Genomic DNA, 25,714 nt, shown 5'->3' with positions numbered 1-25,714 from the left:
GCCCGGCGGTGCTCGCACACCGTGCCCGTAAGAGCCGGACATCACATGCCCGCGCGCCGGCCGGCCGCATCGAACGGATCAGCCTCGCGGCTGCGGCGAAGGGCGGCAGAATAAGCGCATGGCTGATGGCGGGGATTTTCAGGGCGGATTAGCGGGGCGTATCGCCGGCTTCGATCGGGAGGCGGCCGGGCTGGCCGCCGACAGGGCGGAGGAGGAGCGGCAGCGGGTGCTGGCCGAGTTCCCGCTGGACACCTGGGCCGGCTTGCCGCTGGAACGGTATGCCTTGGGACCGGCGGGCCATGACGGCCCGGGATACTCCTTCTGCCGCCTGCTGGAGTACGGCACCAACGTCTTCGGCAGCATCCGGGGCGGTAGCGCGGCCAAGCACATCGTGTACCAGCACCGGACGGGCGAGTGGCGGATTGTGCCCAGCGCCCTGCGGGGGCTTGGTGTGCATGAGGCTTGGAGGACGGTACGCGCCGAGTTCGTCACCGCCTTCGCGGCAGCAGCCGAGGGGGCGTACGAGCGCATCGACGAGTTGGAGTCGCTCTCGTACGGCCAGGCACTGACCACCAAGGCCCTGGCGATCTACTTTCCCGGCGAGTTCCTGCCGATCTTCTCCGCCTCGCACGTCCGTCACTTCACCGCACTGCTGGGCGGCCGACCGCACCAGTACTCCTCGGGCGTCCGGACCTGGCGCGCCAACCGGGAGTTGCTCGATCTCGTACGGAGGACTCCGGAGTTCGAGGGTTGGCGTCCGCATGAGGTGATGCAGTTCCTGTACGCCTTCCATGACCCGCGGCCGAGGGACCGGCTCGTCTGGAAGATCTCCCCGGGAGAACGCGCCGTCCTCTGGGACGACTGCCTGAAGAACCGTCGTATCCGCATCGGCTGGGACGAGGTCGGCAGCCTCGGTCAGTACGAGAGCGACCAGGAGCTCAAGGAGGCCCTGGACCGGTACTGGCCGCAGAGCACCGGCGGGAACCTGCGTCTGGCCCGGCAGCTGCTCGGCTTTCGCGACCTGGAGCCCGGGGATCTGATCGTCGCCAACCGGGGGAAGTCGGAGGTGCTGGCAGTCGGTACCGTCGCCGAGGGCTATTCCTATGATCCCGACGTGCTGAAGCACCAGCACACCGTAGGGGTGGCTTGGGACACCTCGTACGCCCAGCTCTTCGACTCACCGCGGCACGCCTGGCAGCAGACCTTCGCGAAGGTGCCCGCCGCGCTGTGGCGGGAGATCCAACAGGGCCGCAAAGCCGCCCTCGCCGAGGCCGTCACGTCGGTGGCGGAGACCGATGCCGAGCTTCCCGACGCCGTTCGCAAGGTGCGGGAGCTGCTCGACCACAAGGGCCAGGTCGTGCTGACGGGGCCACCCGGCACCGGCAAGACGCGGCTCGCGCTCAGCGTCGCGCTCGCCATGGCGGGGTTCCGGGAGCGCATCGAGGCTCCGCCGGAGGAACGCGCGGCGGCGCTCTCCGAGTTGTCCAGGGTCCCTGAAGGGACTGCGGCGGCTCGCCTGACCATGGTGACCTTCCACCCGTCCTACGGATATGAGGACTTCGTCGAGGGTTTCAAGCCGGCCGCAGCGGCGGATGGGGCGGGCCTCAATCTGACGCTGACGGACGGGTTGTTCCGCCGGGTCTGCACGGCGGCCGAGGCAGCCCTCGACGAGACCTTCCTGATCGTCGTGGACGAGATCAACCGCGGCGATCTTCCGCGCATTCTCGGCGAGTTGATCACTCTGTTGGAGCTCGACAAACGGGGCTCTGTCTCGGTCACCCTGCCCACCAGCGGTCGGCAGCAGACCGTGCCGCCGAACGTCCGCATCATCGGCACCATGAACTCCGCCGACCGCAGCGTGGGGCACATCGATGCCGCGATCCGGCGCCGGTTCGCCTTTGTCGACGTGCCGCCGGATCTGGACGTTCTGGACGGTGAGGTCGAGGGGCTCGGATTGGCCGAATTCCTGGAAGGCCTGAACGCGAAGCTGGACGTCTCCTTCGGGCCGGATCACCTGATCGGCCAGGCATACCTCCTCTCCGGGGACCGTCCGCTCGCCACCGCGGAGCAGCTTGCGAATGCCTTCCACCACGAGATCGTGCCACTCGTGGCGGATTACTGTCTGGGGCAGCCCGATCTGCTGAGGAATGTGCTGGGCAGTCTGGTCGACAACAGCACAGGCCGGGTCGTGCAGGCCAATCCGCAGGACCTGCCCGGAATGCTGGCGGACGAATTCGTGGCGGCCGGTGCCCTGGGGGATGACCAGCCCGGCGACAAGGGTGTGGGTGGCTGGTGACGTGAGTAGCGGAGTGGCCCGCAACGGTCCTCGGCACGAGGTGGTCCTCGATGAACACACGTCCGTCTCCGTTCCTCGGCCCGTGCTGTACGGGGACGATCTCGCCAGGCTCCGTACGATCAAGGCCGTCACCGTCACCGAAAAGCGCGACGAGTACGTCCTCAGGGCGCAGGCGACTACCGGGGTGCTCCAGCTCGACCGGATACGACTGGTACTGCGGCCCAAGTTCCCCGTTGAGGGGAAACGGCTGATCGATTGGCTCTGCTACGCCAATGACCAGCGCGAGCCGGACGAGACCCTCCGCAACTGGCCTCTGGGCACTGACGGGTACGCGGGACTGGTACCCGCCGCGCTGCTGCACGAAAGCCGCCTTCTGCTCCGGCGCGGGCTGCGCAGGAGCTATGCGCGTCGGCAACGCGTCGACACGACCCTGCGGGGCCGGCTCGACGTGGAGGCCCAGGCGACCCGGTGCTACGGCGCGGTGAACCGACTCCATCTGCGGACCTTCGAATACGAGGACGGCGGCTGGGAGAATCTCGTGTGCGGAGCCGCGCTGACCGTGGCCGCGCGGCGTTCCACAGATCCGCAGCAGATCCGGTGGCTGCTCGACGCCGCCTCCCGGTTCCCGTGCCCGCGGCAGCCGCTGGACGCGCTGTCCCTGCTCGCGCGAGCGCAGTACACCCGGCTCAACCTGCACTACCGGGCCGCACACGCCTGGGCTCGGATGGTGCTCGCCGGCGGCGGGGTGAGGGACCTCTTGGACCCGTACGGCTATGGAGCGAAGAGCCTGCTGCTCAATCTGGATGTGCTGTGGGAGAGAGTCGTCCGTCGGATGGCTGTCGAGGCGGCGACCGCCCTGGGCGGGAGGGTCGCCCGGCCGGAGGAGGGCACCATCCTGACGCACGGGACGCTCCAGGGCCCGCCCCCGTCATTCCGCCCCGACGTACTCCTCGCCTTCCCCTCTGCCGCCGGGGAGGCCACCGCGACGCGCTTCCTGACCGTGGACGCGAAGTACAAGCGGTACGCGACGACGGACGTCTCCGCCACCGACCGCCACCAGCTCCTCACCTACATCGCCGGATACACCGATCAGGACGCCGCGCTGGCCATGGTGGTCCATCCGTCACCGGACGGCTTCACCCGGCGCGTCCTGCGTGTTCAGGGACCTCGTGGCCATCTGGGTTCCATCGAGGTACTGGGCCTCGACACCCGCGTCGCTCTGAAGGACGCAGCTGAACCACTGCGGAAGGCGATCGCCGGATTCGCCAGTTCCACCGCACCGCTTTGACCGCGTTCGCCGCTTCCTCACACTGAGACGCGGCCTACCCGGTCCCGGGCCATCGCCCCTCGACTGGCGAAGGGACCACTTCGCCAGTCGAAGGCGTGGCTTCGGTTGTCGCCCCCCTTGAACGCCGCGGATCATCCTGCGGGCCGCGCGGACGTAGTGTCGTCCGTTCGGGAGGGTCTCGCCGGGCAGGTGGGCGGGTGAGAGGAGATGGCTCGGGCAGGGGGCTACTGGTCGATGTACCTGAGGTCGCCCACTGTCCAGGCGTTGATGTCCTTGAGGGCTACTCGGTACATGCCGCCCGTCTCCGGGATGCCGAGGCTGCCCTGGAGGATGCGGGCGAGGTGGAAGTGGAGGTGGGTGGGGGGCTCGTCGTCGGGGCGGGTTTCTCGGGGGCTGCCGGCGAAGACGTCGGCGAACGGGCCGAGGCGGTCCGAGTCCTTGAGGACCTCCGCCACCCGTTCCCGCCACACGGCCTCGGGTGCGAGTCGGCCGGTGATGACAGCGCCGCCGACGACCACGGTCAGTGACATCTGATTGCTTCGCTGGGACTCCACCTCGGCTGCGATGGCGACGAGCAGCTCATCAGGGTTCGACATGAGTGCATATCTTATTCAGCCGCCCGCCCCGATGCCCCCCACGTGCGTGAACAGGTGTGAACGGGTGTGGTGTGCCGCCTCGGCGGCAGCCCCGACCGCCGCCCCGGCGCACGCCGCCCGCCGCCTGTGCCGCCCGTGCCGCCACCCGCGCCGCCGCCCGGAGCGGCAGCGCCTGCGCGGGGCTGACCTCCGTGTTCTCCGATGGTCGGCTCAGTGCACCGTATGACGTCTGGGCCGCCCCAGTGATCCTTTTCGGGTCGGTGGTGTGCGGTGCTGTCGTGCCGGTGGTCCGCGTCGGTTGACTGGCGCCGTACCCGCTTGCCCGCCGCCATGAGGAGCAGTGCATGCCGCAGATCGCCGACTCGTCCCCGGCCACCGTGTTTCCGCGTCTGAGCTGGGCCGAGGACCTGTTGGTCCCCGCGCTGCGGGAAGCCGTCGGCGCCCTGCCGGAGTCGGAGAGCCGCGTGGCCGGGTACCACCGGGGCTGGTGCGAGGCCGACGGTACGCCCGTGGTGTCCGCCTCCGGACGCGGCAAGGCCGTGCGGCCCGCGCTGACCCTGCTGTCCGCCGAAGCGGTCGGGGGCAGCGTACACGGCGCGCTGCCGGGGGCCGTGGCCGTCGAGCTCGTGCACGACTTCACCCTGCTCCACGACGACGTCATCGACGGTGACGCCCTGCGCCGCCACCGGCCCGCCGCCTGGTCCGTGTTCGGTACGCCGGCCGCCGTGCTGGCCGGTGACGCCCTGCTCGTCGCCGCGGTCCGGGCCGTCTGCGACGCTCCCCACGGCGCGGCGGCCCCGGCGGTGCGGGAGCTGGTCGGCGCCCTGCTCGACCTGGTCGAGGGGCAGAGCCTCGACGTGGCCTTCGAGACGGCGGCCGAGGTGTCGGTGGCGCAGTACCTGGCCATGGCCGAGGGCAAGACCGGGTCCCTGATGGGGTGCGCCTGCGCCCTGGGCGGGCTGCTCTCCGGCGCCGACGGCGAGCGGGTCAGCGGGCTGCGGGAGTTCGGCCGCCGGCTGGGGGTCGCCTTCCAGTGCGCCGACGACCTGCTCGGCATCTGGGGCCGCAGCGCCCGCAGCGGCAAGCCGGTGGGCGCCGACCTCGTGGCCCGCAAGAAGTCGCTGCCCGTGGTGGCCGCCCTGCGGAGCACCGACCCGGCCGCCGAGCGACTGCGCGAGCTGTACGGGTCCGAGCGGTCCGAGCACTCGTGGGACGCCGCGGAGTTGGACGTCGTCCGGGAGTTGGTGGAGAAAGCCGGTGGCCGCCAGGCGGCCGAGGAGGAGGCACGGCGGCAACTGTCCGCCGCCCTGCGCGCGCTCGCGTACGCGCGCCCCACCCCGGACGCCTACCGGCAGTTGCAGGAGATCGCCTGGGCGATGGTGCACCGGGATTCCTGACGCGGCCGAGCCGACCACCCGGCTGTCCGACCTCCATCCTTCCGTCCCTCCTCCCTTCCGTCCGTCCCTCCTCCCTTCCGTCCCTCCCTCCATCCGTCCCTCCCCCCCTTCGTCCGTCCGCCGCTCCTACGGCCTCCCCCGAAGAAGGCGCCACCACACGAGCCCGCCTCCCGGGCGGGCGTGACTTCGGGTCCTGTGGGCCGTTGTGCGTGTGGTGGGCCGATTTGCGTTCTCTATCCGGCCGTACCCTGAACGCCCGATACGGGATTCTTCGTGACGGAACGCGGTGGAGTTGTGCAGCAGACGGAACCCAGTGCTCCCCGTCCGGGTGAGCTTCCGGCCGTGTCCGCGTACGGACTGCACGTGGTCCGCGGCACGCACCCGGTGCTGGCGAACGTCACCTTCACCATCCCCCGGGGCTGCATCGTGGGGCTGCTCGGCCCGAGCGGCTGCGGGAAGACCACGCTGCTGCGCTCGGTGGTGGGGGTCCAGCAAGCCACCGGCGGCCATGTGCAGGTCCTCGGGTACGCGGCCGGGGCGCAGCAGTTGCGGACCCGCGTCGGGTACGTCACCCAGGCCCCGTCGGTGTACGCGGACCTCACCGTCCTCGAGAACCTCCGCTACTTCGCCGCCGCCCTCGGCATGCGCGGCTGGCGCCGGGAGGACGCGGTGGTGCGCGTGGTCAAGGAGGTCGACCTCGCGGGGTACGCCGACAAGCTCGTCTCCCGGCTCTCCGGCGGCCAGTACTCGCGCGTCTCGCTGGCCGTGGCCCTGTTGAACTGCCCGGAGCTGCTGGTGATGGACGAGCCCACCGTCGGGCTCGACCCGATGGTGCGCCGGGAGCTGTGGCTGGTGTTCCAGCGGCTGGCCGCGGAGGGCACCACGCTGCTGATCTCCAGCCACGTCATGGACGAGGCCGACCGCTGCGACCGGCTGCTGCTGATGCGCTCGGGGCGGCTGCTGGCCAGCGCCGACCGGGAGACGCTGCTCGAGCACACCGACTGCGAGGACGTGGAGCAGGCGTTCATGCACCTGGTGGAGACCGCGACGGCGGCGGAGGACCGCGCCCGGCAACGCGCCGCCTCCCAGAGCCTGCTGCCCGACGCCTCCGGGCTGCCGGGGCTGCTCGACCAAGGGGGCCCGCCCGCGGCCGAGCAGGCCTTCTACACCGCGGACGCCCGCTCGTGAACCGGACCCGCCTGGCCGAGCGGCTGCCGTTCTCCCCCACGATCACCGCCGCGACCGCGGTCCGGGTGCTCCAGCAGATCTCCCGGGACCGGGGCAGCACGGCCCTGCTGCTGTTCATCCCGTGCATGCTGATGGTGCTGCTGAAGCTGATGTTCCACGGCTCGCAGGACACCTTCCAGCGCGTCGGGCCGCAGGTCTTCGGCGTCTTCCCGGTCATCGTGATGTACCTGGTGGCGTCGGTGTCCACGCTGCGCGAGCGCACCACCGGCACCGCCGAACGGCTGCTCACCATGCCGGTACGGCGGCTCGACATCGTGCTCGGCTACAGCTTCGCCTTCGCGTTCCTGGCCCTGCTGCAGGCGGTGCTCTCGACGCTGCTGGCCGTCGGACCGCTGGGCCTGGACATCCGGGGTCCGGCCTATCTGCTCATGGTCATCGCCATGCTCGGCGCCCTGCTCGGCCTGGCCCTGGGGCTGCTGGTGAGCGCCTTCGCCCGCAACGAGTTCCAGGCGGTGCAGTTCCTCCCGGCGGGCGTCCTGCCGCAGTTCCTGGTCTGCGGCCTCTTCGTGCCCCGCGACGAGATGCAGGGGGCCCTGTCGGCCGTGGCCAAGGTGATGCCCATGACCTACGGCGTCCAGGCCGCGAGCGAGGCGGCCGCGCACGCCGGCGTCACCGCGGTGTTCGTCCGGGACGCCCTGCTGATCCTCGGCTGCGTGATCCTGGTGCTGGTGGCCAGCGCGGCCACCCTCAAGCGCTGAGCGCCGTGCGGCCGCCGCCCTCATGCGCCGCGCACCGGGACGTACGAACGGCCTCCTCCGGAGCCGTTGCCCGGAGGAGGCCGTCGCCGGTCCCTCGCTCAGTGCCGCGCGTCCCAGGAGACGCCGCCCGAGACCTGGCCCTGCCGCGGGACCTCGAAGGGCCCGAAGTACAGCGGCCGGTCGTGGTGGTGGTCGTGGTGGTGCCCCCAGTCGTCGTCCAGCGCGTCCGCGCCGACGGAACCGACGGCCGGGGCCGGCGGCGCCGCGGCGGAGGCGGCCCCGGCGCCGCCCCCGGCCAGGGCCAGCGCGGCGAGCGAGACGACGGCGAGACGGCGCATGCGCAATGTCATGTAAATCCTCCTGGGAAATATGTGCGGAAAGAGACACGGGAAGTGAGCGCTGTCACCCTAACCACCCGGTATCCGGAGCACGGTCGGGGAAATGCCGCGTTCCCCCGAATGGGACGGGGGAATGGGACGGAATTCATGACCGGGGCGTACGGAAAGGTGTTTATCACGGGGTGGGTCGTACTCGCGGTGCTGCTGTGCTGCGCGCCCCCGGTCTCCGCCTCCGCCCGCCCGTCCGCGGTCGTCACGCCCCCGCGGTACGCGGCGCCCATGCGGTACGCGGCGCCCATGCGGTACGAGACCCCGCCGTGGCCCGTGCCGGCGGCCGGGCCCTGGCGCGCGCCGCGGTACGCCGCCCAGCCCCCGCACAACACCGCGACCGACGCGACCACCGCGACCGGCACGACGGGCACCACGGGCACGACCGCCGCGGCCGCCGCGCCGACGCACCTCGTCGCCGAGGTCAACCGGCACCGCGCCGCCGCGGGGTGCCCGCCCGTACGGCTGCGGGAAGGGCTGAGCCGGGTCGCCCAGGCGCACAGTGCCGACATGGCCGCGCGCGGGCGGCTCTCGCACGCCGGTACGGACGGCAGCAGCCCGGGCGAGCGGGTGCGGGCCGCCGGTTACCACCCCGGCCGCACCGGCGAGACCGTGGCCGCGGGACCGGACGGCGCCGCGGCCGTCGTCGCGCGGTGGATGGACAGCCCCGCGCACCGCGCCATCCTCCTGACCTGCGACTACACCGACGCCGGCGTGGGCAGGGCGACGGGCGCCGACGGCCCCTGGTGGACGCTGGACCTGGCCGCGCCCCGGTGAGTCAGGCCAGGTCGGCGTCCCACCACCAGGCGATGGACGGCGCGCCCTCCACCGGGCCCGGCCGGGTGTCGGAGGGCTCTTCCGCGTACGTCAGCGGCAGCTCCTCCATGCTGTCCGGCCACGAGCCCTGGCTGAGGTAGCGCGGCACCCGCAGACCCCACTCGTTGTTGCCGCGCATCCCGTACCGCAGTCCCTGCAGATACGTGGCCAGGTCCGTGCCCGCCGTCGGCCGTACGCGGTCGTGCAGATCCAGGAAGCGCAGCAGGACGCGGTCGCGCAGGCGGGCGGCCTCGTCGACGGCCTGCTGGAGGGTGAGGTCGCGCTCGGCCATCAGCACGGTGTAGACGTTCTGCGCGGTGTGGCCGCGGGACAGCTCCTTGTGCAGGGAGTGCCGGTCGTTGTCGACGGAGGCCACCATCATCGCCATCTCGGTGAGGGCCCGCACGGCCGGCCGGTGCAGCTCGCGGCCGGGGACCTCGGCGCCGGTCGCCAGCTCCAGCAGGGCGTACGTCGGCTCGCCGCCCGCCGCCAGCATCCGCATGGTCAGGAACTCGTCGAGCCCCGGCATCCGCCCCACGGCCTCGTTGCCGATCTGCCAGGCGACCCCCGACAGCCAGGCCCGGTGGGCGTGCGCGAAGCGGGCGACCTGGGCGGGCGGGGCGAAGGAGCGGAAGCGGCGGGTGATGTCCTGCAGGGCGCGGGCGTAGCGGTCGTCGGGGCGTGCGGAGTCGGTCTCGCAGGCGCGCTGCACCTGCCCGGCCAGGGCGTTGAACTGCGCGGGCCGGATGCTCAGCGGCCCGCTGTCGCAGCGCGCGTCGTCGAACGCGAAGCCCCAGTACACCCACAGGGCCGCCGCAAGCAGCCGGTCGTCGTCGGCGACCGGGGCGAAGCGGGCGTAGAAATCACCGCTGTGCGTCGCCACGACCCACGCCTCTTCCCGTTCCGACGCGCACATACCACTGGCGCCGATCCATTCCGCGGCGCGTTTCTCGATCTCCCGGACACGGGGATGCACGGCGGATTCCAGAGGGCAGAACAGCGGCGGCAGTTCCACGTCGGCCAGGTGGGTTCCCATGACGGCACGACCTTCCGGGGAAAGAGAAGAGGAGAACGGGAGGCGGGGCCGATCATGAGGGACGCCGCGGGGCGGGGCGGCCAGGCGTGCCCGGGGCCCGTTTCGGCGTCAACCGAACGGATGGCCGCACTCCGGGCGTTGACTCCGGGCCTCGCGTTTCCCCCTTAGATCTCACTTTCGGCGGTCCAGTGACCCGTTTCCGGCCGCTGTCGTTGAGGCGGGCATGCGATTTCGTACCTGTCAGCGAACCGTTGTCCTCCTCGCCACCCTGCTCGCCGTCCAGGGCGGCGCGTCCGCCGTGGCCGACGGGAAGGACCCGGGCAGGAAGCCGGACCGGCACACCCCGTCGGGCCCGTACGCCCCGCCGAACCCGCACACAGCTCCGGGCCCGCACACGCCTCCGGGCCCGCCCGGCCGGTCGGGCAGCATCGACCCGCTGTCGCCGTTCACGCAGGGCGCGTCGACGTTCGCCAGGATGGCCGCGCCGTTCACCAACGCGGCCAGCGAGGTCATGTTCCCGAGGCACTGAGCGGGCACCGAACGGGCACTGAGCAGGCACTGTCCGGGTCTCCCACCCCCCGGGGCGGCCACCCGGTGCTCCTCCCGGGTGATGTGATCCTCCTCGCCCCGGGGCGCTTCGTGGCCGGGTCGGCCGCCGCGGGCGGTGGCGGCGGTGGTGTGCCGTCCCGGGAGGTCAGGGGCGCGCGGCGGAGGCGGACGGCAGAAAGGCCACGTGCCGCGAAGAGCAATATCTGTGTCCGCGACGTCAGATATTGCGGCGGGGCTCGGCGAGTATTCCTCGGGGCGCCGAGCCGGAAGAATAATTGATCGCGCACGGCCGATTGCACCGTGCTACTGTCGTTGTCAGTTGCAGGTGTGGTTGCCAAAGGATTCAGTTCCATCGGGGTAATCACGACGGCGACCTGGAATTCGCACAGGGCGAATTCCCGACACCGCCTCCCGAAGGAGAATTGACATGGCTTCTGGCACCGTTAAGTGGTTCAACGCTGAAAAGGGCTTCGGCTTCATCGAGCAGGACGGCGGCGGCGCCGACGTCTTCGCCCACTACTCGAACATCGCCACCCAGGGCTTCCGCGAGCTCCTGGAAGGCCAGAAGGTGACGTTCGACATCGCGCAGGGCCAGAAGGGCCCGACGGCCGAGAACATCGTTCCGGCGTAACGACGTCGCACTGACGCACACTTTCGAGCTGGGGCCCGCACCTCTGGGGTGCGGGCCCCAGCTCGCTGTGTTTCCGGGCGTGCGACAGGCAGCGGCTCGGCCCCGCACCATTTCCGGCTCGTCTCGAGATTCTCGCGCCGCTCCACCGCTGCGGAATTCCTTGGTACGCGCCCCGCAAGGAAGGTTCCGCATGAAACATGCCCGTACCGCCCGCGTGCCCCGCGCGTCCCGCCCCTCCGGCACCCGTGAGCGCTCCGGAGGACCGCGCCGGTCCTCGCGCCCCGGGGACCGGCAGTCCGTGTCGGGGGAGTTCGCCCCGCCGAGGACGCTTTCGCCCGCGCTGCCCGCCGCCGAGGCGTTCGCCGAGCTCGCCCTGCCCGCGCCCATGGCGGCCGCGCTCCGCCACGAGGGCGTGACCGTGCCGTTCCCGATCCAGGCGGCGACCCTGCCGAACTCCCTGGCCGGACGCGACGTGCTCGGCCGGGGCCGGACCGGCTCGGGCAAGACCCTCGCCTTCGGCCTCGCCCTGCTGGCCCGGACGGCGGGACGGCGTGCCGAGCCGCGGCGGCCCCTCGCCCTCGTCCTCGTCCCCACCCGTGAGCTCGCCCAGCAGGTCACCGACGCGCTCTCGCCCTACGCCCGCGCCGTGGGCCTGCGGCTCGGCACCGTCGTGGGCGGCATGTCCCTCTCCCGCCAGGCCGGGGTGCTGCGCACCGGCGCCGAGGTGGTCGTCGCGACCCCCGGGCGCCTGAAGGACCTCATCGACCGCGGCCTCTGCCGCCTGGACGACGTCGCCATCACGGTCCTCGACGAGGCCGACCACATGGCCGACCTCGGGTTCCTGCCCCAGGTGACCGGCCTGCTCGACCAGGTGCGCGCCGACGGGCAGCGGATGCTCTTCTCGGCCACCCTGGACCGCAACGTCGACCTGCTGGTGCGCCGGTACCTGACGGACCCGGTCGTCCACTCCGTCGACCCCTCGGCGGGCGCGGTCACCACGATGGAGCACCACGTGCTGCACGTGCACGGCGCGGACAAGCACCGGACGACCACGGAGATCGCCGCCCGCGAAGGCCGCGTGATCATGTTCCTCGACACGAAGCACGCCGTGGACCGGCTGACCAGGCACCTGCTGAGCAGCGGTGTGCGCGCCGCGGCCCTGCACGGCGGCAAGTCCCAGCCGCAGCGCACCCGGACCCTGGCCCAGTTCAAGAGCGGCCACGTGACGGTGCTGGTGGCGACCAACGTCGCCGCGCGCGGCATCCACGTCGACCACCTCGACCTGGTCGTCAACGTGGACCCGCCCACCGACCACAAGGACTACCTGCACCGCGGCGGCCGTACGGCACGCGCCGGCGAGTCCGGCAGCGTCGTCACCCTGGTGACCCCCGAGCAGCGCCGCGGCATGAGCCGGCTGATGGCCACGGCGGGCATCACCCCGCAGGTCACCCCGGTGCGCTCGGGCGAGGCGGAGCTCAGCCGCATCACCGGCGCCCAGACCCCTTCCGGGGTCCCGGTCGTCGTCACCGCGCCGGTCGCGGAACGCCCCCGTGGCGCGTCCTCCGCGGCCCGCGGCGGCCGGGGACGCCGGGGCCGGACCGGTCGGGGGCGCCCCGTCGGTGAGGCCGCGCTCCGCGGGGCACCGCGACGGTCCGGCCACGGCACGGCCGCCTAGGGCCGCCGTGCTGAGCACCCCACCACCCCCCTTCCGGCAGGAGGCACCCATGACACCGGTTCCGACGCGGCCCCCCGTACCGCACCTGTCCGCTCCGGCCACGGCCGACGGCAGGCGCGTCCCCGGCCCCCGGGTGCGGGACGACATGACCGTCGAGGTGGCCCTGTCCCTGATGGCCGGTGCCGGCGTCGACCACCTCGTCCTGTGCGACGGGGACGACCAGAGCACGGGCGTGGTCACCCTGGCCGTGCTCACCGGTCTCCGCGACGGTCCCGCCTACACGGACCGGATACGGCTGCGGGACGTTCTCGTCCCCGTGCGCTGAGTCCCGTGTGCTGAACCCCGTGCGCTGCGTCCCGTCCGCCGCGTCTCCTTCCGTCCCCTCCCCGCCCGGCGGGCCCTCGCCCGCCGGTTCCCACCCGCTGAACCGGCCCGCCCCGGCCGGTCCCCTCTCCTTCGTCTGTGAGGCATCATGCGCTGTGTCATCGCCAGGTATCCGTTCGAGCTGAGCAAGGACGGGGTGCTGGCCTCGATGCGAGGTGTCGCGCCCGAGATCGTCACGGGTGAGTCCGTGACCATCGGCCGCCGCCGCTACCCGGTCAAGCAGGTGGGCCAGGTCATCACCCGGCAGGACCGCCGTGACTTCTCCGCCGGCGAGGTCGTCCGGGCCATGACCCGTCTCGGCTTCACCTGCCACGACCACGTCGAGGCGACGCCGCCGAGCACCCTCACCCCGCTCCAGACCGCGTCCTCGCTCCTCGGGGGCAACGCCCCCATGGGGGCGTCCTCCACCGGGGTGTGACTCCCTGACCGGAGCACCCCGTAGCTCCACCCACTCCACGAGGGCCCTGCCGACACCCGTCGGCAGGGCCCTCGTCGTCGTATCGCCGTGTCCGTGTCGGCGTGGTGCGGGTGTCAGTGCCGGTGCCGGTCCCGGTGCAGGAATCCTTCCGCTGGGGCGCGCCGAAATCTACTTTTGTCAGAGTAGACATCTGCCGCGAGTGGCGCTAACGTTTTTCTCGTCGACACGGTCCAGCAAGACCCGGCAGACACGAACTGGCGGGTAGCAGTAGTTGAAGTACGCAGGTCAGTGCGGTTCCGGAGCTCCGAAGCCACGTGTACGGAGAACGGTGACGGGACTGGGGACCGCACTGGGCAGCCCGCAGGTCCAGGGGCTGCCAGCAGCAGCACCGAGCAGTACCGCAGTACCCGTTCGTCAGAAAGTCGGTTGGCAGAGAAAGGACGGAGAAGCAGACGCCATCGGGATCGCCCGGACCGAGCAGTATCGGCCCGGGTACCGCGTAGACCCCGGAACGGATGGTGGTCCCCGGTCAAGAAGCCGCGATCCCCGCAGCCGTCCCGTCCTGATCGGGCGGCGTAGCGGAAACAGAAGGTCGGCACCGCATAAGGGCCGACAGATGGTGTTGAATTCCCTCGGGGCCCTGGTGCCGTACGGCATCAGGGCCCCTCGACGCGTTGCACTACGAGGTGACATGGCAGCAGATACTCCGCTCAGCGATCGTCTGGACGACGACGACTACCCCGCGTACACCATGGGCCGGGCCGCCGAGATGCTCGGCACCACCCCTGGTTTCCTCCGCGCCATCGGTGAGGCCCGGTTGATCACTCCGCTGCGGTCGGAGGGCGGACACCGGCGGTACTCCCGTTACCAGCTCCGGATCGCCGCCCGCGCCCGCGAGCTCGTCGACCGGGGGACCCCGATCGAGGCCGCGTGCCGGATCGTGATCCTCGAGGACCAGCTCGAGGAGGCGCAGCGCCTCAACGACGAGTACCGCCGGGCCGCGCAGGAAACCACCGGCCGGACGGTGTCCGGCCAGCGCTGACCTTCCGGCTCCCCGTCCGGCTCCCCCGTCCTCCTCCTCGTCCGGCCCCGCCCGGCTCCCCGCCCGGCGCCCGTGTCCGCACGTTGGCGCCCCGCGTGCGCGGGTAGCCGCAACCCCATGGGTGACATCCTCGTGGGCACGTGCTCCTGGACGGACCGGGAGCTGGTCGGCAGCGGGTGGTACCCGCCCGGGCGGCGGGACGCCGAGGGACGGCTGCGGTACTACGCCTCGCGGTTCCCGGTGGTGGAGGTCGACGCCTCGTACTACGCGCTGCCCAGCGCGCGGAACAGCCGGCTCTGGACGGAGCGGACCCCGGAGGGGTTCGTCTTCGACGTGAAGGCGTTCTCGCTGCTCACCGGCCACCCCACCCGGCAGGCGGTGATGCCGGACGGGCTGCCCGCCGACCACCGCGACCCCAAGGTCCTCGACGAGGTGTGGGCGCGGTTCGCCGAGGGGATCGCCCCGCTGCGCCAGGAGGGGCGGCTCGGCCGGGTGCTGTTCCAGTTCCCGCCGTGGTTGCGGCCCGGGGCCCACGCCCGGGCGGTGCTCGACGCGTGCGCCCGGCGGACGGAGGGGTGGGACCTCGCCGTCGAGTTCCGGCACCCGCAGTGGTGGGACGCGGAGTGGGCCGACGCCACGGCCGCCCTGCTCGCGCGGTACCGGATGGCCGCCGTCGCCGTCGACATGAACCAGACCCTTCCCACCTCCATGCCGCCCGTCACCCCCGTCACCGACCCCCGGCTGTCCGTCGTACGGTTCCACGGCCGCAGCACCGCCTGGGGCTCGGGCAGCAAGGAGGACCGGTTCCGGTACGCGTACGAGGAGGCCGACCTCGCCGCGTGGGTGCCCCGGGTGCGGGAGCTCGCCGGGCGCGCCGAACGGGTCCACGTGCTGTTCAACAACTGCTGCGGCGACGCCGCCGTCCGGGCCGCCGGGACGATGCGGCGGCTGCTGGACGAGGACGGGCCGTAGCGGGACGCCGCACCGGAGGCCGGGGCCCGCACGGGAGGCCGGGGCCCGCACGGGAGGCCGGGGCCCGCACGGGAGGCCGGGGCCCGCGCCGAGGCCGGGCCCCCGGCCCGCCGGGCCGGGCCCTTTCGACGCTCCGGTCGTTGGTCACTGCATGCGCATGACCGACCTTCAGCGATGTGAGCTCCGTCCGGGCCGGCTCGTGGAGTGGACGCTGCACCCCGCGGCGGTGGGCGCCGCGCACGCGTTGCCGGACGACGCCCGGCCGCCCGCGTACGTCCAGGAGTCCCACCTGCGCACGGCCCGGTGGGTGCGCCGGGGCGGGCTGCACGTGCCCAGTTGGCTCGGCACCGTCTTCGACCTGCCGGGGCCGGTCGACCTCGACGCGCTGCACACCGCGCTGCGGGACTGGACGCGGCGCCACGAGACGCTGCGCAGCGGCTTCCGCTGGCGGGGCGACGAGGTGCGGCGCTTCACCCTCGACGCGGCGTCCGTCGCCCTGCGCCGCACGGAGGTCGGGCGGTTCCGCGAGACCGCCGCGCTCAGCCGCTACCTCCAGGACCGCTTCGACACCGTCGCGGACGCGCTGACATGGCCGAACTTCATCTTCACCGCGATCGTCAGGGCCGACGGCGCCACCCTGTGCATGGCCTTCGACCACAGCAACGTCGACTCGTACTCGATCCAGCGCATCCCCGCCGAGATCCACGAGCTCTACGCCGCGGCGCTGCAGGGCCGCACCGTGCCCGTCGCGCCCGTCGCCAGTTACGTCGACTTCTGCGCGAGCGAGCGCACGGACGCCGACCGCGCCGACCCCACGCACCCGGTCGTCGCGCGCTGGCGGGAGTTCATCGGCCGGTGCGGGGGCAGGCTGCCCGGGTTCCCCGTGGACCTCGGGCTCGGCCCCGCCGCCCCGGCCGCCCTCCCCGGACTGTCCCACCCGTCCGCGGGCCCCGCCCCCGGGGACCCGTCCCCCACGGACCCCGCCTCCGCCTCCGGGCCGTGGCCGCGGCCGCGCCTGCCCGCGCAGAAGTTGCTGCACGAGATGGTCGCGGACGACGCCGACGCCGCCGCCTTCGAGGCCTACTGCCGGCCCCACGGCGGGAGCCTCGTCGGCGTCCTCGCGGCCGTCGCCCTCATCACCCGGGAGCTCAGCGGGCTGCGCGTGTACCGCACCGTCGTGCCGTTCCACACCCGGGTCAGGTCCCGGTGGGCCGACTCCATGGGCTGGTACGTGGGCGGGGCGCCGATCGAGGTGCCCGTGGGGCAGGCCGCGGGGTTCGACGACGCGCTGCGCATGGTCCGCGCCGCGCTGCGGGAGGCGCGGCCGCTGGCCCGGATGCCCGTCGCCCGGGTGCTCCCGCTGCTCGGCGCGGACTTCCGGCCCACCTCGCCCGACCTGTACTCGATCGTGTCGTACGTCGACGCGCGCGCCGTCGCGGGCTCGGAGCGGTGGCAGGAGCAGAAGGCGTACGGGCTGATCCGGGTGTCGTACGGCGACCAGGTGTGCGCGTGGGTGACCCGGCTCCACGAGGGGCTCCAGTTCGCCTGCCGGTACCCGGACACCCCGGTGGCGTACGCGAACATGCGGCTGGTCGTCGAGCGGCTGCGGGAGCGGGTCGTGGAGACGGCGCGGGCGGCGGCCGCGACGACCCAGGGCGTGCGCGTCTGAGCCGGGGCCGGTCCGGGAGCCGGGCCCGGGCTCCGGGAGCCGGGCCCGGCTCCCGGTCTCAGTCCGCGCGCAGGGCCCGCCAGATGCGGTCCGGGAGGACCCGGGCCGCCTCGTCGAGGTCGACCTCGTAGGTGCTGGAGAGCCAGCGGTGGGCGGTCTCCGCGACCGGGCCCATGACCAGGACCTCGATGAGGTGCGGGGGCAGCGCGGCCACCTCGCCCGACGCGACGCGCGGGCGCAGCCAGTCGCCGATCGGCGCGAACTTGGCGTCCTTGGCGGCCATGACCTCCTTCGCGTGGGCCGCGAGATAGCTGGAGTAGGCCGAGCCGTGCAGGAAGAGCGCCACGTCGCGGTGGTCGCGGGTGAAGTCCAGATACGCCCGCACCAGGGCGCGGATGCCCGTGCGGGCCGTGCGGGAGCGGGTGACAGCGGCCACCACCGGGTCGCAGAGCTGGTCCACGCAGCGCAGGTAGAGCGCGGCGGCCAGGCCCTCGAAGCTGCCGAAGTGGTGGTACAGGCTGCCGAAGCTGACGCCGCTGGCCGCGGTGACGGCGTTGACCGTGAAGCCCCGCTCGCCGCCGCGCGCGTACACCGCGAGGGCGGTGTCCAGGAGCAGGTCGGCGGTGGCCTCGCCGCGCTGCTGCTTAGGCGACACGGTGCGGCTCCGGCCCGCCCGCGGCGCCGGTGCGGGCGGCTCCGCGTCCGTCCGCCGGCACCGTGTCCGCGACTGTCAGCTTGTCCGCGACCATGCCGTCCAGCGTAGAGCAGGGCAGGGTCCGGAACGGTTCCCTCCGGAGAAAACGCACCGGCGATTTAGAGTCATTTTCTAGAAAGTACCTCCACAACGGGGTGGGCTCGGCCACACTCTTGCCATGACAGGTCCACCACCACCCAGGGCCCACGAGCCCGTCCCCGGCAATCCGTACGTCCGGCCGCCGGCGCCCCCGGCACCCGCGCGGTCGGCGACGGGAGCCGTGGTGTGGATCCTCGTGGCCGCCGTGCTGGCGGCCGTGGGCGCGGGGGTGGGGGCGTACGCCGTCCTGAAGGAGGACGGCGGCGCGCGGTCCGGCGGTTTCCGGGAGCCTGTCACCCGGGAGCCGGGGGCGCCGGCCGGTCCGTCCGGCTCGGGGGAGCGGACGGACCGGCCCGGCGCCGACGGCCGAGCGCCCCGGCACGTCGACGTCAACGCCGGGCGCGAGTCCGGCGAGGCCAGGGGCCGGCTGCACCTGAACGGCACCCGGCTGCCGGGCAGGGGCGCCTCGCTGCACGACCTGTGGGCGGTGGACGGGCTCGTCGTACAGGCCCTGTACGACACGGTCACCGCCTACCGCGTGCGGGACGGCGGGCAGGCCTGGTCCCTGCGGCTGCCCGCCCCGGTGTGCGACACGCCTGTGAACGCCGGGCGCGGCGGCAAGGTCGTCGTCGCGTACACCAACGGGAACGCCACCAACTCCCGCAAGTGCGACCGGCTCCAGCAGATCGACCTGCGGACCGGGGCCAAGGGCTGGCGCCACCGGCTCACCGAACGCGGGGTCGGCGACAGCACCCTGACGGTGCATCTCGCGATCTCCGGCGACACTCTCGCCGTCCATCAGGACAACGTCGCCCACGCGTTCCGCCTGAGCGACGGGAAGCGGATCTTCACCGAGCAGCGGCGGCGGACCGGCTCCTGCCTCCTGGAGGACGTGGCCGGGGGCGAGCGGCTGCTGTTCGTCGACACCTGCGCGCCCGGAGCGCCGAAGGCCCACGACGAGGTGCGGCGCATCGACCCCCGCACCGGCAAGGCAGCGTGGCGGTACCGCACCAAGGTCGGCTGGAACGTGGCCAAGGTGTACTCGGTCGACCCCCTCGTGCTCACCGTGCGCAACAACGAGGAGTACGACAAGTGGGCCGTCGTCGCCCTGGACGGCGAGGGGAAGCAGCGGTCCTGGACACGGCTCGACCGCGGGCCCCACACGTTCGAGATGTGCGCGGGGGCGGGTGACGCCGGGGAAGGCGTACAGAACTGTCCCGGCGGTGTCGTCAACGGGGACACCCTCTACCTCGCCGGTGGACCCGAGGACCGCGCAGCCCTCGGGCCCGACAAGGTCGTCGCCTTCGACCTCGCCACGGGCAGGGCCAAGTGGGCCGCCACCGTCGGGAAGGGGAAGCAGGGGCGGCAGCTCATGCCCGTGCGCGAGGCGGGGCCCGGGAAGCGGGCCGGGGTCGTCGTGTACGTCCGCGCGCAGACCGACCGGCCCGGCCGGACCGTGCGGTTCGGCGCCGCGGGCGGGCGGCCGGAGGTGCTGCTGAAGCACCCGACGCCGGCCCGGGAGTGGGAGACCTTCATGTTCGCCGGGGAGACGCTGTACAGCGGCGGGCGCCTCTTCGTGACGCCGACGCGGCTCGAACCCGACTCGCCGCGCAGGGACGACAAGGACCAGGGGCGGATGCTGTCCGTCGGGCGGTGACGGCTGCCCTTCCCGTATCCGCCGCCGACCTTCCTGGAGACGCCATGACGCAGCCGCCCGCCACGCCCGGACCCGGCCAGGGGGCCGCGGAGGAGGGCCGGTTCGGGCCGCCTCCGCACCTCCCGGAGCAGCCCGCGGGGTTCGGACCGCCGCCACCGCCGCAGCCCGCCGGTTTCGGGCCTCCCGTGCCGCCTCCGCCCGGGGGGTTCGGGCCGCCGGAGCCGCCGGCCCCGCCGCGGCGGGCCGCCCGGCGCCGTACGGCCCTCGTCGTCGCCTCCGTGGCCGCGCTCGCGCTGCTCGCCGGGGGCGGGGCCTGGTACGTGGTGGCCGACGGGGACGGCGGGGACGGGGGCCGCGGGACCTCCGCCAAGAAGCCCGGCCCCGCCTACGCGCAGCCGAAGGAGGTGGTCCCCGCCGACCCGAAGGCCACCTTCACCGGCGGCGCGCCGGTCCCGAAGCTGCCCAAGGGCGAGGACTACTGGCCGGTCAACGGGTCCTGGCTCACGGACGAGGTGTACGCGAAGGCGTCCGTGCAGCGGATCACCGGCCTCGACGCCGGCACCGGCAAGGTGCGCTGGACGCTGGAGAAGCCGGGCCAGTCCTGCGCGGGGTCGCGGGAGATCGGCGCGGGCGGGATCGCGGTGGTGGTCACCGCGCCCACGGTCCACGGCAGCTCCGGCAACCGCGCGCCCTGCACCGAGGTCATGGCCTTCGAGCTCGCGACCGGGAAGAAGCTGTGGACGACGTCCCTGAAGATCGGGTACCAGCGGACGAAGACCGAGTTCAACCAGGTCGTGATCAGCGGGCGGACCGTCGCCGTCGCCGGGCTGTACGGCGGCGCCGCCTTCGACCTGCGCACCGGCGAGCCGCGGTGGAAGCCCCGGGCCGGTGAGACGTGCCAGGACGTCGGGTACGGCGGCGGCGCGCGGCTCGTGGCCGTCCGCCGGTGCGGGGAGTACGGCTCGGAGACGTACCGCGTGCAGGACCTCGACCCCGTGAGCGGCAAGCCCCGGTGGAGCCACAAGCTGCCCGCCGGGGTCACCAACCTCAACGTGATCTCCACCGACCCGGTGGTCGTCGGCCTCGACTCCGGGGAGGTCAGCGGGTCCGGGGCCACCGACGTCTTCGCCCTCGACCGGCGCGGCAGGCTGCGCTCGAAGACCGCGCTGCCCGACCGCAGATACCTGCACGACTGCGGCAGCGCCAGTGTCGTCAACGACTGCCGCGGCATCGTCGTCGGCAACGACAAGCTGTACGTGCCGACCGCGCGCCGCGACGGCTCCAAGCGCTACAGCTCCACGAACGACCTGGTGGCCTTCGCGCTCTCCACCGGCAGGCTCACCGGGCCGCGCGGGAACGCGCACGAGGGCGCGCCGATGTTCCCCATCCGCATGGACGGCGGCAACATCATCGCGTACCGCGACTACGGGGGCGTCGAGGTGGTGACGCTCGACGGGCGGACCATGAAGGAGAAGCGCCTGCTCACCGCCCGGGGGCGGCCCTCCGGGATGCTCGCGGTCTCGTCCGAGACGCTGTACGCGCACGGGCGCCTGTACGTGAGCTCCACCCTGCTGGCCAAGCCGCGGCCGACGGCTCCGAAGGAGATGATGATGTACGCGTACGCCCGGAACGACGACGACCGCTGACCCGGCGGCGGCTTCAGCCGCTGTGGCCGGTTCAGCCGGTTCAGCCGGTTCCGGTGAGGAACTGCGAGCAGCGGTACGGGCCGAAGCGGCGCTCGGCGTTGACAAGGGTGACCTGGACGTCGTCGGGGCGGATGCGGCGCTTCTCGTCCCGCGACGACAGGTACGACTGGGCGCGGGCCAGGGTGCAGACCAACTGGCCGTTGGGCAGGCGGTCGCGGTCGGTGTCGAAGGACGCCGCCGGGGAGCGGTAGGTGACGCGGGTGCCCTCGCCGGACACGTCGATGTCCGCGAGCTCCACGAGGTTGGTGAGGCCGCGCCGCCGCTCGTCGCCGTCCGGGCCCTCGCCGAGCAGCTTGAGGGCACCGCCGAGGTCCTCGATCCCCGGGTTCGGGCGGGACACGCCCCGGAGGCCTCCGCTGTCCACGAAGTAGAGCCGCAGCCCGCGGGTGAGGCCGGTGGCCGGGTCGCCGCCTGCGATCACTCCGGTGGGGCGGACGCCGCAGGCGGTGAGCAGGGCGGTGAGCGCGAGGACGAGGGCGAGGGCGAGGGCAGGTGTGGTGGTGCGGGATCGGGTCACCGGGCCTCCTCCGTGGGCGCCTCGTGTGCCTCGTTCTCCGCGGGTGCCGGGCGCAGCGGCAGGCGCAGGGTGAAGACCGCGCCAGGGCCGCCGGGGCGGTTCGCGGCCTCGATGCTGCCGCCGTGCAGCCGGGCGTTCTCCAGCGCGATGGCCGTGCCGAGGCCGCTGCCCTCGGAGCGGGTGCGGGCGGCCTCGGCCTTGTAGAAGCGGTCGAAGACGTGGGCGAGGGCGTCCGGGGCGAGGCCGGGGCCGTGGTCGGTGACCGTGACCGTGGCGACGCCGCGCGCGGTGGTGAGGGCGACGGTGACGGGCGGGGCGCCGTGGCGGAGCGCGTTGCCGACCAGGTTCGCGACGGTCACGTCGACCCTCCGTACGTCGATCAGGGCGGGCGCGGTGTCCGGGAGTTCGGTGCCCACGCGGTCCGTCCAGCCCCGCAGGTCGAGTGTGGAGCGGATGGTGGCGGCCAGGTCGGCCTCCGTCAGGCGCAGCCGGGCGACCTTGGCGTCGAAGCGGGACATCTCCATCAGGTCGTCGACCAGGCGGGCCAGCTTCGCCGTCTCGGCGCCGACCGTGCGGGCGGCGCGCGCGGCGTCCGGCGGCATGCGGTCGGCCTCCTCGTCGAGGACGGTCGTCACCATCGTCATCGCGGCGAGCGGGGTGCGCAGCTCGTGCGAGACGTCGGCGACGAAGCGGCGGGCCTTCGCCTCCTGGTCGCGCAGCTCGGCGACGGTCGTCTGGAGCGCGTCGGCGGTGGTGTTGAAGTCCCTGGCCAGGTCGGCGAGTTCGTCGCGACCGCGCGGCTCGACGCGGGTGCCGAGGTCGCCCCGGGCGAGGCGGCGCGTGGCGCGGCCGAGGTCGCGTACCGGGCGCAGGACCGTCCGGGCGGCGAGCAGCGCGAGGACGGCGCTGACGCCCAGCACCGGCAGCAGGCCGTCGCGTACGGCGGTCAGCAGGGCGGCGGTGTCGCGCTGTTCGGCGTCCAGCGGCGTGACGGCGAGGCGAGGGCGGTGGCGGTGGCAGTGCTGAGGAGGGCGACGAGGACGAAGGCGACGACGAGGCGGGTGCGCAGCCCGCGCGGGGCGACCCGGGGCCACCGCCTCCCCGGCCGGGGAGCCGGGCGGGCGGCGCGGCTCACAGCGGGCCGAACCGGTAGCCGAAGCCGCGGACCGTCTGGATGAACCGCGGCTTCGACGCCACGTCCTCGATCTTCGCGCGGAGCCGGCCGACGGCCGCGTCCACGATGCGGGAGTCGCCGAGGAAGTCGTGGTCCCACACGCTGCGCAGCAGTTGTTCGCGGGTGAAGACCTGGCCGGGGGAGGCCGACAGCTCCAGGAGCAGGCGCAGTTCGGTGGGCGGCAGGGCGACGGGGGTGCCGTCCTTGGTGACGGTCAGGCCCCCGCGGTCGATGACGAGGCCCGCGTACGCGTCCTGGGCCGCGACGGGCGTGGCGCGGCGCAGGGCGGCGCGGATGCGGGCCTCCAGGACGGGGGCGGTGACGGGCTTGACCACGTAGTCGTCGGCGCCCGCCTCCAGGCCGTCGACGACGTCGGCGTCGTCACCGCGCGCCGTCAGCATGATCACGGGGAGCGTGGAGTGGGACGCGCGGGCCCGGATGCGGCGGCACACCTGGAAGCCGTCGAGACCGGGGAGCATCAGGTCGAGCACGGCGAGGTCCACCGCCGCGCCCGAGGGGCCGTCGAGCAGGGCGAGGGCGGCCTCGCCGGTGCCGGCGACGGAGACCTCGTAGCCGTGGCGGCGCAGCACCAGCTCCATCCCGTCGCGTACGGAGGCGTCGTCCTCGATGAGCAGCACATGCGGCATGCGCTCGATTATGGGTGTGCGTCCGGGCCTTCCGGGCTGGTCAGGGGGGTTCGGCGGGCGGATCCCGCGCATTGTTACGTGTTCATCATGCGGCCATGGACCCCCCATCACGCGGGCCCCCGACGGTGGGCCGCATGAGCGATTCCCCCGTGACATCCGTGGCGACCACGACCTCCTTCACACCGGTGACTCCCCCGTCCCGCGGTGCCGTCCGGCTCCGCGCCGCCGCGCTCGTGGCGGTCCCGCTGCTGGCGCTCGCCGTGGGCTGCGGCGGCTCGGGCTCCGGCTCCGGCTCCGGTGACAGCGGCGGCAAGGACGACCAGGTCGCCTCGGTGCCCGACGCGTCCGGCGAGGACCAGGGCACCGGCGACGGCAAGGGCAGCAAGGACGGCAAGGAGGGCGAGGGCTCCGGCGACAGGACCGGCAAGAGCGCCTTCTACGACGCGCAGATGGAGTACGTCCGCTGCATGCGCACCAAGGCCGGGCTCAAGGACTTCCCCGACCCCAAGCTGAGCGGCTACCTCGACTGGCCGAGGATCGACGAGCTCGTGGACCCGAACGGCGGCGGCGAGGAGTACAAGGGCGGCAAGGACGGCGTCTGCGTGCGGGAGTTGCGCGACGCGATGAACCTGGAGCCGAAGCGGGACGCGCAGCAGGACTACGAGTCGATGCTCGCGCACGCCACGTGCATGCGGGACAAGGGCGTCTCGGCGTTCCGGAATCCGACGATGAGCGGCGGCAACGTCCTGCCCGGCGGCGAGCCCGACCCGGCGTCCCCGAAGATCGACCACGACTCCCCCGCGTACAAGAAGGCGCGCGAGGCCTGCGCCGGCAAGCTGCTCGAAGGCCTGGACGGCATGCAGTGAGACGGCGTACGGGATGGACGGTGGCCGCCGGGGTGGCCGCCGCCGGGGTGGTGGGCGTGGGAGCGCTCGCGTTCGGCGGGGGCCGGGGTTCCGGGGTCAGGGACGAGGGCGGGGGGCCGCCCGCGACCGCCGCGATCGTCCGCACCGACCTGGTGCTCAGCAAGACGGTCGACGGCCGGGTGGACTTCGCCGGGCGCAGGCCCGTGAAGTCGGCGGTGGAGGGCACGGTGACCGTCGCCGCGCGCGAGGGGGCGACGGTGCGGCAGGGCCGGGCGCTGTACGAGCTGGACGACAAGCCGGTGACGCTGCTGTACGGGCAGGTGCCCGCGTTCCGCGAGATGCGCAAGGGCAGCCGGGGCTCGGACGTGCTGCAACTGGAGCGGAACCTGCGGGATCTGGGGTACGGGTCCGGGCTGTACGTCGACCCGCGCTACGACGCCGCGACCGAGGCCGCCGTCAAGCGCTGGCAGCGGTCCCTGAACCGGACGCCGACCGGCCGCGTCGGCAGGGGCGAGGTCGTCTTCCTGCCCGGCCGGATCAAGGTCGTCTCGGCGGACGCGGCCCTCGCCGACCAGGTCGGCCCCGACAAGGCCGTCCTCACCGCCGCCTCGCCGACGCCGGTGGTGCGGGCCGAACTCGAGCAGGCCGACAGCTCGTTGGCCCACCCCGGCACGAAGGCGGAGGTGACGCTGTCCGACGGCAGGAAGGTACGGGGAGAGGTGACGGGGACCGTCCGGCCGGAGGAGACCGAGGACGCGCCGGGCGGCGACGGCATCACCGTGGAGATCGCCCTGCGCGGCGGCACCTCCGCGCTCTCGGCGAAGACGTCGCGGGAGACCGCGAGCGTCACGTTCGTCAGCAAGAGCCGGCGCGGCGTGCTCGCCGTCCCGGTCGAGGCGGTCGTCGCCCTGCGCGGCGAGAACGGCGGCTACGGCCTCCAGCTCGTCCCCGACCGGGGCGAGCCGCGCATGGTGCGCGTCGAGACCGGCATGACCGCCGACGGCACCATCGAGGTCAGCGGGCCGGAACTGCGCGAGGGGCTGCGGGTGGGGGTGGCGGTCCAGTGAGGTGGCGGGTACGCGGGGGTGAGCGTCCGGGGGCGGGCGGGAGCCGGGCCCTGGGCGGGAACCTGACCCCGGGTGAGAGCCAGGCCCCGGGTGGGAACCCGACCCCAGGTGAGAGCCAGGCCCCGGGTGAGAACCCGACCCCAGGTGAGAGCCAGGCCCCGGGTGAGAACGCGACCCCGGGCGGGA

Annotated in this window: 24 protein-coding genes and 1 pseudogene; 18 read left to right on the top strand and 7 right to left on the bottom strand. The window is 73.2% G+C overall.

The window, feature by feature from the left end:
* Nucleotides 1–118: 118 nt before the first annotated feature.
* Nucleotides 119–2,296, top strand: coding sequence for an AAA family ATPase (locus QK440_RS16990; protein WP_282793945.1), 2,178 nt, complete (start codon nt 119–121; stop codon nt 2,294–2,296).
* 82 nt (nt 2,297–2,378) lie between these two features.
* Nucleotides 2,379–3,584: a PE-PGRS family protein gene (locus QK440_RS16985; RefSeq protein ID WP_282793944.1), complete on the top strand. Its 1,206-nt coding sequence runs from the start codon at nt 2,379–2,381 to the stop codon at nt 3,582–3,584.
* Between the two features lie 224 nt (nt 3,585–3,808).
* Here QK440_RS16985 and QK440_RS16980 read toward each other — a convergent pair whose 3' ends face one another.
* Complete coding sequence (locus QK440_RS16980; RefSeq protein WP_282793943.1) at nt 3,809–4,180, bottom strand: hypothetical protein; 372 nt, start codon at nt 4,178–4,180, stop codon at nt 3,809–3,811.
* A 344-nt stretch (nt 4,181–4,524) separates the two neighbouring features.
* On the opposite strand from QK440_RS16980, the gene QK440_RS16975 reads away from it, so the two are divergent.
* From QK440_RS16975 to QK440_RS16965, 3 genes are all read left to right on the top strand, one after another.
* The gene (locus tag QK440_RS16975; protein ID WP_282793942.1) at nt 4,525–5,577 is read left to right on the top strand and encodes a polyprenyl synthetase family protein; all 1,053 of its coding nucleotides are present in this window, start codon (nt 4,525–4,527) and stop codon (nt 5,575–5,577) included.
* A gap of 294 nt (nt 5,578–5,871) precedes the next feature.
* A complete protein-coding gene (locus tag QK440_RS16970; RefSeq protein WP_282793941.1) occupies nt 5,872–6,765 on the top strand; it encodes an ABC transporter ATP-binding protein in 894 nt (297 codons plus the stop codon).
* On the top strand, nt 6,762–7,523 hold the full coding sequence (locus tag QK440_RS16965; RefSeq protein WP_282793940.1) for an ABC transporter permease: 762 nt from the start codon (nt 6,762–6,764) through the stop codon (nt 7,521–7,523). The genes QK440_RS16970 and QK440_RS16965 overlap by 4 nt, the downstream gene beginning before the upstream one ends.
* A gap of 98 nt (nt 7,524–7,621) precedes the next feature.
* Here the strand turns inward: QK440_RS16965 and QK440_RS16960 are convergent, their stop codons facing one another.
* Nucleotides 7,622–7,873, bottom strand: a complete 252-nt coding sequence (locus tag QK440_RS16960; protein ID WP_282793939.1) for a hypothetical protein — start codon at nt 7,871–7,873, stop codon at nt 7,622–7,624.
* Nucleotides 7,874–8,029: 156 nt separating this feature from the next.
* Here QK440_RS16960 and QK440_RS16955 point away from each other — a divergent pair, with 156 nt between their 5' ends.
* Complete coding sequence (locus QK440_RS16955) at nt 8,030–8,686, top strand: CAP domain-containing protein (RefSeq protein ID WP_282793938.1); 657 nt, start codon at nt 8,030–8,032, stop codon at nt 8,684–8,686.
* 1 nt (nt 8,687) lies between these two features.
* Here QK440_RS16955 and QK440_RS16950 read toward each other — a convergent pair whose 3' ends face one another.
* On the bottom strand, nt 8,688–9,761 hold the full coding sequence (locus tag QK440_RS16950; protein ID WP_282793937.1) for a hypothetical protein: 1,074 nt from the start codon (nt 9,759–9,761) through the stop codon (nt 8,688–8,690).
* A gap of 223 nt (nt 9,762–9,984) precedes the next feature.
* Here QK440_RS16950 and QK440_RS16945 point away from each other — a divergent pair, with 223 nt between their 5' ends.
* The 8 genes from QK440_RS16945 (at nt 9,985) to QK440_RS16910 (ending at nt 17,101) form a co-directional block, all read left to right on the top strand.
* Nucleotides 9,985–10,290 carry a hypothetical protein gene (locus tag QK440_RS16945; RefSeq protein WP_282793936.1) on the top strand — a complete coding sequence of 102 codons (306 nt, stop codon included), beginning with the start codon at nt 9,985–9,987 and terminating at the stop codon, nt 10,288–10,290.
* 447 nt (nt 10,291–10,737) lie between these two features.
* A complete protein-coding gene (locus tag QK440_RS16940; protein ID WP_030563973.1) occupies nt 10,738–10,941 on the top strand; it encodes a cold-shock protein in 204 nt (67 codons plus the stop codon).
* 190 nt (nt 10,942–11,131) lie between these two features.
* On the top strand, nt 11,132–12,616 hold the full coding sequence (locus QK440_RS16935) for a DEAD/DEAH box helicase (protein WP_282793935.1): 1,485 nt from the start codon (nt 11,132–11,134) through the stop codon (nt 12,614–12,616).
* Nucleotides 12,617–12,761: 145 nt separating this feature from the next.
* Nucleotides 12,762–12,941, top strand: a complete 180-nt coding sequence (locus tag QK440_RS16930) for a hypothetical protein (RefSeq protein WP_282793954.1) — start codon at nt 12,762–12,764, stop codon at nt 12,939–12,941.
* Nucleotides 12,942–13,088: 147 nt separating this feature from the next.
* The gene (locus tag QK440_RS16925; protein WP_282793934.1) at nt 13,089–13,418 is read left to right on the top strand and encodes an SCO5918 family protein; all 330 of its coding nucleotides are present in this window, start codon (nt 13,089–13,091) and stop codon (nt 13,416–13,418) included.
* Nucleotides 13,419–14,109: 691 nt separating this feature from the next.
* Entirely contained in the window at nt 14,110–14,460 is a 351-nt protein-coding gene (locus tag QK440_RS16920) for a MerR family transcriptional regulator (RefSeq protein ID WP_282793933.1), read from the top strand.
* A gap of 117 nt (nt 14,461–14,577) precedes the next feature.
* Nucleotides 14,578–15,432 carry a DUF72 domain-containing protein gene (locus QK440_RS16915; protein WP_282793932.1) on the top strand — a complete coding sequence of 285 codons (855 nt, stop codon included), beginning with the start codon at nt 14,578–14,580 and terminating at the stop codon, nt 15,430–15,432.
* Nucleotides 15,433–15,583: 151 nt separating this feature from the next.
* Complete coding sequence (locus QK440_RS16910; protein ID WP_282793931.1) at nt 15,584–17,101, top strand: condensation domain-containing protein; 1,518 nt, start codon at nt 15,584–15,586, stop codon at nt 17,099–17,101.
* Nucleotides 17,102–17,159: 58 nt separating this feature from the next.
* Here QK440_RS16910 and QK440_RS16905 read toward each other — a convergent pair whose 3' ends face one another.
* Nucleotides 17,160–17,756 (bottom strand): TetR/AcrR family transcriptional regulator, encoded by a 597-nt coding sequence (locus tag QK440_RS16905; RefSeq protein WP_282793930.1) that lies wholly within the window; start codon nt 17,754–17,756, stop codon nt 17,160–17,162.
* Between the two features lie 217 nt (nt 17,757–17,973).
* On the opposite strand from QK440_RS16905, the gene QK440_RS16900 reads away from it, so the two are divergent.
* On the top strand, nt 17,974–19,551 hold the full coding sequence (locus QK440_RS16900) for a PQQ-binding-like beta-propeller repeat protein (protein WP_282793929.1): 1,578 nt from the start codon (nt 17,974–17,976) through the stop codon (nt 19,549–19,551).
* A gap of 44 nt (nt 19,552–19,595) precedes the next feature.
* Nucleotides 19,596–21,197: a PQQ-binding-like beta-propeller repeat protein gene (locus QK440_RS16895; RefSeq protein WP_282793928.1), complete on the top strand. Its 1,602-nt coding sequence runs from the start codon at nt 19,596–19,598 to the stop codon at nt 21,195–21,197.
* 40 nt (nt 21,198–21,237) lie between these two features.
* Here the strand turns inward: QK440_RS16895 and QK440_RS16890 are convergent, their stop codons facing one another.
* From QK440_RS16890 to QK440_RS16880, 3 genes and pseudogenes are all read right to left on the bottom strand, one after another.
* Entirely contained in the window at nt 21,238–21,774 is a 537-nt protein-coding gene (locus QK440_RS16890; RefSeq protein ID WP_282793927.1) for a hypothetical protein, read from the bottom strand.
* Nucleotides 21,771–22,766, bottom strand: a pseudogene (locus QK440_RS16885) (ATP-binding protein); the annotation flags it as partial. The pseudogene QK440_RS16885 and the gene QK440_RS16890, both read right to left, overlap by 4 nt.
* Before the next feature lie 139 nt (nt 22,767–22,905).
* Entirely contained in the window at nt 22,906–23,595 is a 690-nt protein-coding gene (locus QK440_RS16880; protein ID WP_282793926.1) for a response regulator transcription factor, read from the bottom strand.
* Nucleotides 23,596–23,729: 134 nt separating this feature from the next.
* On the opposite strand from QK440_RS16880, the gene QK440_RS16875 reads away from it, so the two are divergent.
* Together QK440_RS16875 and QK440_RS16870 are read left to right on the top strand one after the other, a co-directional pair.
* Nucleotides 23,730–24,461, top strand: a complete 732-nt coding sequence (locus QK440_RS16875; protein WP_282793925.1) for a hypothetical protein — start codon at nt 23,730–23,732, stop codon at nt 24,459–24,461.
* Complete coding sequence (locus tag QK440_RS16870; protein WP_282793924.1) at nt 24,458–25,528, top strand: peptidoglycan-binding domain-containing protein; 1,071 nt, start codon at nt 24,458–24,460, stop codon at nt 25,526–25,528. Before QK440_RS16875 ends, QK440_RS16870 begins: the two co-directional genes overlap by 4 nt.
* Nucleotides 25,529–25,714: the final 186 nt, after the last annotated feature.

This window comes from Streptomyces sp. CC224B (assembly GCF_030010595.1).
Lineage (GTDB): Bacteria > Actinomycetota > Actinomycetes > Streptomycetales > Streptomycetaceae > Streptomyces > Streptomyces longispororuber.
Note: the sequence above shows the minus strand (reverse complement) of the source record. Positions and strands in the feature narration are given on the sequence as shown.